General features: G+C 33.3%; 12 protein-coding genes. 3 read left to right on the top strand and 9 right to left on the bottom strand.

All coding sequences use genetic code 11. The features are described 5' to 3' along the window. The first annotated feature begins 3 nt into the window (after positions 1-3). Complete coding sequence (gene tsaD / locus ATE84_RS13315; RefSeq protein ID WP_101448426.1) at positions 4-1,026, top strand: tRNA (adenosine(37)-N6)-threonylcarbamoyltransferase complex transferase subunit TsaD; 1,023 nt, start codon at positions 4-6, stop codon at positions 1,024-1,026. Between the two features lie 56 nt (positions 1,027-1,082). Then, positions 1,083-1,787, top strand: coding sequence for a 16S rRNA (uracil(1498)-N(3))-methyltransferase (locus ATE84_RS13310; protein WP_101448425.1), 705 nt, complete (start codon positions 1,083-1,085; stop codon positions 1,785-1,787). A 61-nt stretch (positions 1,788-1,848) separates the two neighbouring features. Here the strand turns inward: ATE84_RS13310 and ATE84_RS13305 are convergent, their stop codons facing one another. The 4 genes from ATE84_RS13305 to ATE84_RS13290 all read right to left on the bottom strand — a co-directional run bounded on the left by ATE84_RS13305 (position 1,849) and on the right by ATE84_RS13290 (position 7,407). Next, complete coding sequence (locus tag ATE84_RS13305; protein ID WP_101448424.1) at positions 1,849-2,415, bottom strand: PepSY domain-containing protein; 567 nt, start codon at positions 2,413-2,415, stop codon at positions 1,849-1,851. Positions 2,416-2,473: 58 nt separating this feature from the next. After that, on the bottom strand, positions 2,474-4,882 hold the full coding sequence (locus tag ATE84_RS13300; RefSeq protein ID WP_101448423.1) for a TonB-dependent siderophore receptor: 2,409 nt from the start codon (positions 4,880-4,882) through the stop codon (positions 2,474-2,476). A 107-nt stretch (positions 4,883-4,989) separates the two neighbouring features. Next, positions 4,990-5,520 carry a hypothetical protein gene (locus tag ATE84_RS13295; protein ID WP_101448422.1) on the bottom strand — a complete coding sequence of 177 codons (531 nt, stop codon included), beginning with the start codon at positions 5,518-5,520 and terminating at the stop codon, positions 4,990-4,992. Between the two features lie 210 nt (positions 5,521-5,730). Continuing rightward, on the bottom strand, positions 5,731-7,407 hold the full coding sequence (locus tag ATE84_RS13290; RefSeq protein WP_101448421.1) for a T9SS type A sorting domain-containing protein: 1,677 nt from the start codon (positions 7,405-7,407) through the stop codon (positions 5,731-5,733). A 330-nt stretch (positions 7,408-7,737) separates the two neighbouring features. Here ATE84_RS13290 and ATE84_RS13285 point away from each other — a divergent pair, with 330 nt between their 5' ends. Further along, a complete protein-coding gene (locus ATE84_RS13285) occupies positions 7,738-8,904 on the top strand; it encodes an esterase-like activity of phytase family protein (RefSeq protein ID WP_158237252.1) in 1,167 nt (388 codons plus the stop codon). A 22-nt stretch (positions 8,905-8,926) separates the two neighbouring features. Here ATE84_RS13285 and ATE84_RS13280 read toward each other — a convergent pair whose 3' ends face one another. From ATE84_RS13280 to ATE84_RS13260, 5 genes are all read right to left on the bottom strand, one after another. Further along, the gene (locus ATE84_RS13280; RefSeq protein WP_101448419.1) at positions 8,927-9,412 is read right to left on the bottom strand and encodes a hypothetical protein; all 486 of its coding nucleotides are present in this window, start codon (positions 9,410-9,412) and stop codon (positions 8,927-8,929) included. 74 nt (positions 9,413-9,486) lie between these two features. Beyond that, positions 9,487-9,858, bottom strand: coding sequence for a DUF1801 domain-containing protein (locus tag ATE84_RS13275; RefSeq protein ID WP_101448418.1), 372 nt, complete (start codon positions 9,856-9,858; stop codon positions 9,487-9,489). A gap of 49 nt (positions 9,859-9,907) precedes the next feature. Continuing rightward, entirely contained in the window at positions 9,908-10,402 is a 495-nt protein-coding gene (locus tag ATE84_RS13270; protein ID WP_101448417.1) for a hypothetical protein, read from the bottom strand. A 58-nt stretch (positions 10,403-10,460) separates the two neighbouring features. Next, a complete protein-coding gene (locus tag ATE84_RS13265) occupies positions 10,461-10,940 on the bottom strand; it encodes a hypothetical protein (RefSeq protein ID WP_101448416.1) in 480 nt (159 codons plus the stop codon). Between the two features lie 7 nt (positions 10,941-10,947). Next, positions 10,948-11,406: a DinB family protein gene (locus ATE84_RS13260; protein WP_101448415.1), complete on the bottom strand. Its 459-nt coding sequence runs from the start codon at positions 11,404-11,406 to the stop codon at positions 10,948-10,950. Positions 11,407-11,449: the final 43 nt, after the last annotated feature.

The following is an 11,449-nucleotide window of genomic DNA, read 5'->3' as shown; positions in this document are numbered from 1 at the left end:
ATAATGAATCCACAAAAAACATACATTCTCGGTATTGAGTCTTCATGCGACGATACTTCTGCAGCTGTACTATGTAATGGACAGGTTTTATCCAATGTTGTTGCATCACAAAAAATACATGAGTTATATGGTGGTGTTGTACCCGAATTAGCTTCTAGAGCACATCAGCAAAATATTGTTCCTGTAATTGATCAGGCAATTAAACAAGCAAATATAGAGAAAGAAGATTTACATGCTATCGCCTTTACCCGAGGTCCCGGGTTAATGGGATCACTATTAGTAGGTACTTCTTTTGCTAAGTCATTAGCCCTGGCCTTAGATATTCCATTAATAGATATTAATCACATGCAAGCCCATATTTTGGCTCATTTTATTGAAGATGATGAATCTGACACCCCAGAATTTCCTTTTCTGGCAATGACCATAAGTGGTGGACATACACAAATTGTTAAAGTTAATGCACATTTTGATATGGAGGTTATTGGGGAAACCATCGATGATGCTGTAGGAGAAGCTTTTGACAAAAGCGCAAAGATATTTGGTTTACCCTACCCTGGTGGCCCTTTAATTGACAAGTATGCTCAAACAGGTAACCCGAAAGCCTTTCCTTTTCCTAAACCTAAAGTTGGTGAACTCAACTTTAGTTTTAGCGGACTTAAGACTTCTGTACTTTATTTTGTTCAGAAAAAAGTAAAAGAAAACCCCAACTTTGTAGAAGAAAACCTTAATGATATTTGTGCTTCTCTACAGTACACGATTATTAATATTCTAATCGATAAGCTAAAAAAAGCATCTCAACAAACGGGAATTAAAACTATCGCTATTGGAGGTGGTGTTTCTGCAAATTCTGGAATTAGAAAAGCTTTGAAAGATGGAGAACAAAAATATGGGTGGAAAACTTTTATTCCCAAATTTGAATATACAACAGATAATGCCGCAATGATTGGGATTGTGGGATATTTAAAATATCTGAAGAAAGATTTTACAGATATGAGTGTTGTTGCTAAAGCACGAATACAACTGTAACCCATAATATTCTAATCTTAAAAATAACAAAAGAGTAAAACGCTGAAACTACCAAAATGCAATTATTCTATAATCAAACCTTAACCGAATCTAGTACAGAAATCAATTTTTCGAGAGAAGAGAGCAAACATATTGCCAAAGTACTACGAAAAAAAGAGGGAGATCAATTACATATTACCAATGGGCATGGGTTTTTATTCATTGCCTGTATCACATTTTCTAATCCCTCCAAATGTATTGCAAAAATTGAAAGCTATAAACAACAACATCATAGAAAACATAGAGTACACCTGGCTGTTGCTCCTACAAAGATGAATGATCGATATGAATGGTTTTTGGAAAAAGCTACAGAAATTGGCATTGATGAAATTACTCCTGTCATTTGTGATCATAGTGAACGAAAAATCATTAAAGCAGAACGATTCGAACGCATTCTGCAAAGCGCAATGAAACAATCTCTACAGTGTTATTTACCTAAACTAAACCCTGCTATTACATTTTCAGAGTTTATACAACAGAAAAATAAAGACCAATTATTAATTGCTCATTGCGAAGAGACCAAAAAACAATCTCTAAAAGATGTTGTTCTACCACAATCAAACATTACCATTCTTATTGGTCCCGAAGGAGATTTTTCGACAAAAGAAATTGATGCAGCACTAAGTTCAGGATATACTCCTGTTACATTGGGAGAAACCAGATTGCGCACTGAAACTGCTGCAATTGTAGCAGTGCATAGTGTAGCTTTTACTAATGCATAGTAAATAAGATTCTTACTTATTATCTAGAAACTTTACTATATGTTTGCCTCTACTAAAAAAATTAGGCTCTTTTATTTTTTTTCCGCATAATTTTTGGCCCATACCACAACCAAAACCCTGTAATCGTAAAAATAAGTAGTGATAATCCCATAGTGGTGGTATAAGTGAGTTTTAATATTTCACTTTTAGTATTGAATACATCATCAAGAAATGATCCATCATGAATATTTTCAATGAAATCAGAACGTCTTTTTCCTATATGTAATATTTTGCCTGTAGCTCCATCTACCTGAATTCCCCAATAATGATCTTTAAATACAAATTTTACAATACCTTTTCTGGGCCTTGCATCAATCCTTGATAATTTAAGTGATAGTTTAGCATCAATTGAATCATGCAAAGTGTTACATGCAATAGTATGTAATTTATCAAACGATAACCACTTTTCTAGATTTGTAGAAGTTCCTTGATATGATTTAGGTAGAATATACCCATTGCTGTGTTTTTTCCAGCCCAAAAGCAAGCCGCTCATTGAAATAACGACAAACAACAAAAATAAAAGAAGTCCCATTGTTTTATGTATTTTACGTATACTTCTTAAAATAGAAGCATGTTTTTTTCTGTTCATAAAAAATAAAATAAAAACAGCCTATCGCTTCGTTAAGCATAGGCTGTTGTTTGAAAAATTAGAAATTGGCTCTTAACGAAAGAATAAAATTCCTTCCGGGAGCAGAAATGCCTGAGCTATATTGACGATAACGTTGATCTGTAAGGTTTTCTATACCCGCATTAACCGTAAACGTTTCTGTTAAATCGTACATTGTTTTAATGTTAAGCGTATGCCAAGAAGGGGAATAGTTATTTCCATTAGTATCTTTAGCATAGATTTCATCTTTACCTTGTTCAGAAACGGCCAAGTCTTCAAATTTTCGTTCTCCTTGATAAGCAGTGTAAAATTGTAAGCTCAAACTTTCAGCTTTGAAATTAAGGCGAGAAATTCCAAATAATGGAGCTGAATGCCTTGAAGCACCAGTTTTACCATCATCTAACTCTTCTTCACCTATCTGATAGTTTAAGTCTGAAGAAATGCTAAATCCAGCCGGGAGTTTTACTTCTAATCCTACCTGCACACCATATACATTGGCCTTTGCTGCATTCTGGATAGCTTGTACCTGGCTCATTTCTCCATCGTACAGAATGCTACTTTGTCCATTAAGTTGGAAATTTCTTCGCACTAATGCATTGCGCAAAATAGTGTAATAGCCTGTCATATCAATTTTAATAAAATCCCCAAAAACTTTGGCTATCCCTAGATCAAAATTATAAGCATATTCTGCATCTAAGTCAGGATTGGGAACAGTAACCGCTCCCGGTTCAGAATCAAAAACTTTTCCGACATCATCTACATTAGGTGAACGAAAAGCTGTTCCGAAATTAGTACTAATCACCCATTTTTCTGAAGGACGATACACTCCGCCAATACTTCCTGTTAATGCACCATTATTAATGTTGGCTTTTTTAAATGGAAATGGGTAAAAATCTAAACTGCCAGTAAAATCTGCATCCAAATTAAATTGATTGTATCGCAAACCCGCTTGCAAAGTAAGTTTGTCAGAAGCTTTTAAAGCGTCATTTAGATAAACTGCAATAGAACTCCAATTAGCATTTGGATATCGAGATGGGGCTATTTCATTTTCTCCTGTTGAAATATCTGTTACTTGCCCCACAGAGTTCACATCATTTAAAACATATTCTGCACCGTAGTATAATGTATTTTTAACTCCTGTTGATTTCTTAAAATCAAGATTAACAGAGTATGCTTCGACTTGTTCTGTATTAGTGGATCGCTCATTTTTATTCAAAGATCTATCTATTCTACTTTCTTCAAAAGATTGAAAAGTCAGATTTAAAATCACTTGATCATAGACAACATTATCATCATCATGCACAATCTTTAGGTTATTCATCATCCACTTTTGTGGGCCATAATTCCATTCTGCATAGCGAGCGGTTCCCTCTCTTATACGATTATGTCTATCATATCTACCATAAGGCGATGTTTCTGAATAATGAAATCCATATTGGAAATTCAATTTTTCATTAGGTTTAAACAATATTTTTTGCATTACATTCATTTGAGAATAAGCAGAAGGGATTTGTAACAATGGATCATCTTGGGTAATTATGTTATCTACATCACTTTGCCTTGTCACATAATACGATTTTAAATAGTCATCGGGGCCATTGCTTCCTTGTTTTAAATGATCAAAATCCCAAGCACTAAAACTCGTAATTGATGCCCATTTTTCCCAACCAATGTTTACATCAAAATGTGCTGTTTTTTCATTATTAGCAGAAGAATATCGTGTTATTGCTTTCCCACTAATCAACAAATCATCTGAAATAGATAATTGAGGGGTCAATGTTTGAAAACTCATCACCCCACCAATAGCATCACTACCATATATAACAGACCCTGGTCCAAAAAGTACTTCAGTATTTTCTGTCGCAAAAGGGTCAAGGCTAATTATATTCTGAAGATTTCCACTTCTGTAAATAGCTGTATTCATCCGGATTCCATCTACAACATACAGTAGCCTATTAGTAGCAAAACCTCGAATCATAGGACTACCCCCACCTTGCTGGCTTTTTTGGACATACACTTTACCAGAAACACTGAGTAAATCTGCTGCTGTCTGTATATTTTGTAAAGCCACATCTTTAGATGAAATTGAAATAACTTTTGAAGGTACATCATCAGAGGTTTGATTCCAACGTGTACCAGAAATCACTATTTCATCCAGGTTTAGATTAGACATTTCAAGTAGTACTTCAAAATTATCAGATTCTAGTTCTGAATAGCTTTTTACTACCGCTCTATAGCCTAATATGCGTATTTCTATTTTTTCGGTTTCTTTAAAAGCAGAAATATCTGCTTGTCCTTTTACATTTGTGATTATATAACTTTTGGGGTTTTTACTAATCAGAGTAACCAATTCTAATGGTTTATTTGTGTCTAGATCTTTGACAGTTATAGTTTGGGAGAAGACAGTATTAGCCACTCCAAACAATAACAATAGAATAATATTTTTCATTGTTAAAAACTTAAATTAAACAAAATCAATACCTTGAAATAGGTATAGCTATCCCTACTCTTATTACTTAAAGAGAGCGTTTAAGAAGAAATAAATACTATGTTTAATTAATATTGAGGCGGTGGTGTATTAGGAAGCAAAGAAACGACATTATATGACAGAAGATAGAAAGTATCCAACTTATGTTCTTCATTTGTATTTGCGAAAACCCAATGAGTTTTTTCAGTAAAATAAAGCGATTTATAGAAAGAAATCAATCGATCTTGTGTTTCTTTTTTTTCTGAATTAGTATTAAATAGATTTGTTACCAATTGGGTAAGTTGTTGATTTAGTTTAGTTTCTTCATTATCTAACCAACACCAATAATAAATAGTATTACCAACTATTTTAGATTCAACCACATCATACATCTGTCGATTGTATTCAAATTCTTTTGAGTGTTCCCATTTTAGTTGAGTTTTAGATGCTGCTATTGAGAATTTTAATAAAATGAGTTCATCTTTATCAATTCCTTCAATCATCATCTGTTTAACTTCATGTTTTACTATCGATTTTTGATATTTAAGCCAACAATGAGTCGTTATAGCAGGAACTATAAGGATTACTAGAAATACTATGGATGCTATTTTAGTTTTCAAAATTACTTTTCAATCTTATAAAGATACAAATAAGGTAACAGCTTTTATGATAGGAGCAAAAGTTATGGTATTACTGTAAATAGAATCTTTATTTGCTCGAAGAATGTCTACATTTTCATCATCTTCTATAAGAGAATATTGACTAAAAATAAGAAACCGCTTTAAACACTGTATTTAAAGCGGTTCTATTACAAATAATATCTAAGCGTTCTACTCTTTAAAGAACTTCATTACACGAGTTTCTCCGTTTTTAGTTCTTAGTTTAACTATGTACACTCCTGATTGTAAACTTTCTGTAGATAGTATTATTTTTCCTTCTTGACCTATTTCTGCATTTTGAGGAACTATCTTACCTTGCACATTAAAAACCTCAACCTTTGTGATTGTAGATGTTTTTTCGATATTTATGGTAAGCTCATTATTTACAGGATTAGGATATAGTAATCCATCTTTTTCTAAAGATTTTGGTTCTTCAGTTTTAGAACCTGCTTTACTTTTACAGAGATCTTCTTTATATTCTACTCTAATTACAGGGTGTTCTATTCTTCTATATTCATCTACAAAAATTTGTTGCGCACTTTTGGCAATACAAGGCTTATGCTTTATTTCTTTCAAGCCTATTTCTTTTTCACAAATTGTACCAGTCTTACCGGTATCTGTAGTCTCTACAAGATAAATCTCTGTAGCCCCTGCTCCAAAAGAAGTGGTATATCCTGTAAAGGCAAATCCTTTATCATAATTATCGGTTACCATTTCCATCCCTCCTTCTTGTTTATCTCCTCCATATTCACGTGCCCATTGTAAAGTACCACCAGCATCTGTTTGAAACAGCATAGCTTTACGTGATGAAATAGCTTGTTGACCAACTACTGTAAATAACTGGTTATTTGCTCCATCAATAGTTTCTTCTAAACTAAACCCAAGTTCTGTTCTCTCCGTTCCGTATGTCTTCATTCCTAAAAAGTTACCTGCTCCGCCCAGATATAATAAAAATGCATCATAAGAATTATTAATCCCAAAACTATTGGTATACCCCGTAAGAACGTAATTACCATTTCTATCTTGTTTCACGCAAGTGGCTACATTTCTATATCCCATTGTAGGATCTAATTCATTAGGGTATCCTAATATTCTGTTCCACTCTATAGTAAGATCAGGTTTTAGTTTTATCACAAAAAGATCTGTAGGTGGGTTGGCTAATGTAGTACTAACCCCGCACCAGTAATTGGTAGTAGATCCTGCAATAATATACCCTCCATCTCTTGTTTGTTCTATCCACATACCTCGTTGATCTCCCTTACCTCCAATTACTGTAGCTCTTGTTAGGTTTCCTTGTAAATCTGTTTTAACAACATATACATTGGTTCCTGGAAATGCTGTATAACTTCTGGTTTCACCAACAAGAATATACCCGGGTTTTCCTGTTACTTCTCTAGTATTTTGCACACAGTGAGCGGCATCATATTGTTGCCCTCCATATACAGCAGAAAAAACGAGAGCACCATTAGTGTCTGCTCCCATAAGATATGCGTCTCCACTCCCAAAACCATAACTACGAGTAACTCCAGCAGCCACATAAGCTGTGCTATTGTTGGGATTAAAATAAGTGGATTGTCTCACCGAGTTAAAATACTCATAATCTTGACCTCCGTAAACTCTAGACCATATTTGATTACCGCTAAGATCTGTTTTGACCAGGGTAGCTTCCAGACTACCAATGAAGTTTTTTGAAGTATACCCTGCTATCAAATACCCCCTTTCGACTTGTTGTAACTGAGTAAGAGATCTACCCATTTCTGATTTTTCTGTTCCGTACGTGTGTTGAAATTGTGAAAAGCCCATACTTGTAATAAAGCAAAAGGCCACACTACATAAAATTGTTTTCATGATGATTTATATTTAAATTGGTTAAAAATATATTCCTCTATACTACAGCTTAAGCCAAGGTTCAAACAATCAGCCTCCTTTGCTATTGATTTTTCTGCATATCTGGTGAGGAGAAATCAAAGATTTATTCTGATACCTCCTACTTATACTCGCTTCTACTAATTTACAAAACAACACGATGATTATCAAGTGGTTACACCCCATAAATACAGAGGTAAAAGCCTGTTTTATTTTAAGTATTTACTAGTAGATTACAAGACAGTATTTGTAAATTTATAGAGAGTATCTTTCGCTACAAATTGATATCTTTATCACTTAATGCAATTCATTATGATACAGGTAGTAAAGAGAGTTTTTTTGATCGTTTTGATATGTTGGTGTTGTTCTTCAAATACGAATGATGCAGTACCAGGGGCAGATGACAAACCTACACCAATACTTCCTGTAAATGAGCAAAACACAATCAGCGCTCTTGAGTATATTGATGAATCTGTACTTGCAGATCAGGAAATTAATGGTGTTCCTATCGGAGGCTTTTCGGGAATTGATTATCAAAATGGTAAGTGGTACATTATCTGTGATACTTCGACCCCGCCTATACGATATTATGAGGCAGATATAATCTATACCAAAGATGGATTTACATCGGTTGGGATTACCGCTATGGTAGAAATTAAAGATGATACAGGTACTCCTTTAACACAAGGAGTTGTTGATCCCGAAGCTATACGGTTTGATCCTGTTACCAAAACTATAGTATATACTAGTGAAGGCTCTATTACTAATGGTGTGGATCCGGCTTTGATCGAAATAGCCCCAGAAGGAAGCCAGATTAAAAGTTTTACATTACCAGATAACTTTAAAGTTAATACTGTAAATGACTTGTCAGGACCTAGGCATAATGGAGTCTTAGAAGGTCTTTCATTAGGTTTTGAGAATAAAGGATATTGGATTTCTTTTGAGCTACCTCTTATTGAAGACGGTCCAGAACCCACGACTACAGATACACAATCTCCCGTAAGAGTTACATATATAAACAAAACATCGGGTATTGCTGAACGGCAATTTGCCTATGAACTAGACCCTGTAGCACGTGAGGCCACACTAGGTACTACATTTGAAGTGAATGGTTTGGTAGAAATTCTAGAATACGACACTAACAAATTTCTAGCATTAGAGCGTTCTTTCTCAACGGGCTATATTGATGGCGGAAATACAGTAAAGATTTACAAGGTAGATGCTACAAACGCTACGAATACACTTTCTATAGATGCATTGACTGCTGTATCCTATACTACAGCGACAAAAACTTTGCTTTTTACTTTTGACAGCATTCGAAATCAACTTACTAATAACACTGTAGACAACCTTGAAGGTTTTTCGTTTGGACCAAAATTAAAAGATGGTAGTCGAACAATCGTCGTAATTTCTGATAATAATTTTAATTCCTTTTTTCCACAACTTAATCAATTCGTTGTTTTAAAAGTAGTGCCGTAGTGGTATTCCTGTTTAATACCAGTTAAGTTCTTAGCTTTATCAAAAACCTTTCGATTTGTCTTCTGTGTCTTAAAATATGGACAATAGCGTGTTCTAACAACTGTTCAACATTATACTGCTGTCCCCATGCTACTGTTATTTTCTTATCGGGATCCTTTTCTTCAAGATATAAATCAGGGTAATCCTTAAACAATTGTTCATTATAAATAAACAATTCCTGTAATCCTGTTTGATATTCTTTTACACTACTCAATGGTTTACGTTTTACAAAATCGATTTGTTCTCCTAATGATTTTCTTATTTCAATAACATAACAATATCCAGCTCTTATCATATGGGTCAAAATAGTCTGTATTGACCTACAGTCCGGATCTTTGGTTTTATCATCCACAATAGCAATCAATTTATGGTTACTAACGTCGGACAAAACAGTAAGAACTTCTGTCAACGCTTTTTCATATTCATCTAACAAAGCGCCTACTGCTCCTTGATCTCTATATTGCTTCATTGTTTTAAAATTTGTTTGGATAAATTGTATGTTATCCAAATTCTAGATTATATTCTTTTTGTTGGTTTTGGATATTATTTCTTAGCAATTAAAATAATTCCATTTCTATATAAATCTAATGCCTGATTTAAAATTAAATTGATTGTAGATATCGGTAGGTCATTATTTGGGTCTATTCTAAAAATTTTCATTCTTGCGCGATCTCCTGTTTCTAATTGGGGATGATCAAGATGTTTTCCTTCTACCATAAGGAAATAAGGCTCATTAGTTTTTTTATCGACCCATAAGTAACAGAACATTTTTCCTTTATAACAAAAACATGGCATCCCATATTTACGTGTTTCGGTAATATTTTTATCTTGATTAAAAATAATATCACGCATAGTCAACAAACAGCTTTTGTTGGGCTCATTCTTATCAAAATAAAATTGGTCGTTAGTATTCATTATTTTCTTGATTTATTGAACTGGTTTATTTTTTTTCAATTTTCAAAACTTATAATCTTTGATAAACTATATAAGCATGTAAAGAATGAAGTCCTACAAAAATTAAAGCAATTAAGATATAAATTACCGATAGATTCAAAATTCTAAAAAAAGTTTTATTTCCTATCAATCCAATTCCTACAAACCAAATTATAGTTGTACATGCCGGGGAGACAAACCCAATCATACTTTGGCTCCAATTAGATAGAGGATAAGCGATCATACAAATCCATGAAAGAAAGTACAATATAATACCAATTAGATATATAACAAATCCAATCTTTTGCACTCTTGTCTTCAATGAAAATATCATTATTGCAGGTATTGTCAGCACAATGATTCTTAAAATATTTTCGCTGTAGTTTAATGTTTTAGGTATATCTTTCCAAAATATTTCGGGACTATAACTTTTAGGAAGAGCATCAACAAAAATGATATTCCATAAAAAAATCGGAATCAAAAGTAAAAAGCAATTTTTGAAATATTTTTTAATTTTTAAACTCATCTTCTTGTATATCAAAGATTAATTTATGTTGTTTACTCAAATAGAGTAAATACAAGTATTATTTCAGAAAAAACCATCCATGACTACCTGCCACTGCTCCTGCGGTGGTAATCAAACTCAATACAAGTAAAATCCAATGCATACGATGCATAAATCTGAACGTTTTTGCGGGATTATCTTCTGCATATTTTTTAAACAACTTGTGCAATACAAGTGGTTCTAAAACATAGAGAATCAGTGAGAATAACACCCAAACCAAAGTCATAGCATGAATCCACCAAAACCTGTAATCAAAATATCTATCCCATGCATCAAGTACATACAGCATATAAAATCCCGTTATACCTGTGATTAATGTTGTGATTTTGGCTTGCAAGGCAAATTTACCTTCAATCTGTTCGAAAGTTTTTATCTGGTCTTCTTTTGATTTCAACTTTTTAATAGCAGGAATAATTACGGTCGTTACCATAGCCACTCCGCCTATCCATAAAATTACAGCTAGAACGTGTAGTACCCTTGCCAATGTAAAGTATTCCATTTTTTTATTAATTATGTGATTTTACAATTTGATCTAAATGATGTTCCATATGATTTACATAATCTTCAATCAAAAACTTTAAATCAGATTTTTCTCTTTCACTAATTTCAATTTGATAAGCCAAAGTATACTCATCCTGCAATTCGATTATTTTCTTAATTCGCTCATTAATAGCTAACCAAAAACCTAATATTTCATCAGAATTAGCTTCATTATAATGATTGGCATTAACGAGTTCATTTTGATTATACTTTCGAATTTTGTAGGGTTTGTTTTCAAATTGAATTTCTGTAAATCTTTGCAGGTTATTTATTCCAGAATCTATCAGATGGCCTAAAATCTCTTTTTTCGACCATTTATCTGGTAAAGGTTTGAACCTAAGTTCATTTTCACTACTGTTTTTCATAAGTTCTGTTCCTCTTTCCAGTAGATGATTAAATTGCTGTATTATATCAGGTATTTCCATTTTTGAGTACGTATTGTATATGATCAGACTATCGTATCAAAGT

This window comes from Aquimarina sp. MAR_2010_214, assembly GCF_002846555.1.
In the GTDB taxonomy this organism is placed as follows: Bacteria; Bacteroidota; Bacteroidia; order Flavobacteriales; family Flavobacteriaceae; genus Aquimarina.
The sequence above is the reverse complement of the archived record's forward strand: the minus strand, read 5'-3'. Positions and strand labels throughout refer to the sequence as shown.

What these genes read in the sequence shown, in the direction of transcription:
- ATE84_RS13290 (WP_101448421.1), bottom strand. Translation starts at nt 7,407, where the DNA reads ATGAAAACAATTTTATGTAGTGTGGCCTTTTGCTTTATTACAAGTATG.
- ATE84_RS13285 (WP_158237252.1), top strand. Translation starts at nt 7,738, where the DNA reads ATGATACAGGTAGTAAAGAGAGTTTTTTTGATCGTTTTGATATGTTGG.
- ATE84_RS13270 (WP_101448417.1), bottom strand. Translation starts at nt 10,402, where the DNA reads ATGAGTTTAAAAATTAAAAAATATTTCAAAAATTGCTTTTTACTTTTG.
- ATE84_RS13310 (WP_101448425.1), top strand. Translation starts at nt 1,083, where the DNA reads ATGCAATTATTCTATAATCAAACCTTAACCGAATCTAGTACAGAAATC.
- ATE84_RS13300 (WP_101448423.1), bottom strand. Translation starts at nt 4,882, where the DNA reads ATGAAAAATATTATTCTATTGTTATTGTTTGGAGTGGCTAATACTGTC.
- ATE84_RS13275 (WP_101448418.1), bottom strand. Translation starts at nt 9,858, where the DNA reads ATGAATACTAACGACCAATTTTATTTTGATAAGAATGAGCCCAACAAA.
- ATE84_RS13265 (WP_101448416.1), bottom strand. Translation starts at nt 10,940, where the DNA reads ATGGAATACTTTACATTGGCAAGGGTACTACACGTTCTAGCTGTAATT.
- ATE84_RS13280 (WP_101448419.1), bottom strand. Translation starts at nt 9,412, where the DNA reads ATGAAGCAATATAGAGATCAAGGAGCAGTAGGCGCTTTGTTAGATGAA.
- tsaD (WP_101448426.1), top strand. Translation starts at nt 4, where the DNA reads ATGAATCCACAAAAAACATACATTCTCGGTATTGAGTCTTCATGCGAC.
- ATE84_RS13260 (WP_101448415.1), bottom strand. Translation starts at nt 11,406, where the DNA reads ATGGAAATACCTGATATAATACAGCAATTTAATCATCTACTGGAAAGA.
- ATE84_RS13305 (WP_101448424.1), bottom strand. Translation starts at nt 2,415, where the DNA reads ATGAACAGAAAAAAACATGCTTCTATTTTAAGAAGTATACGTAAAATA.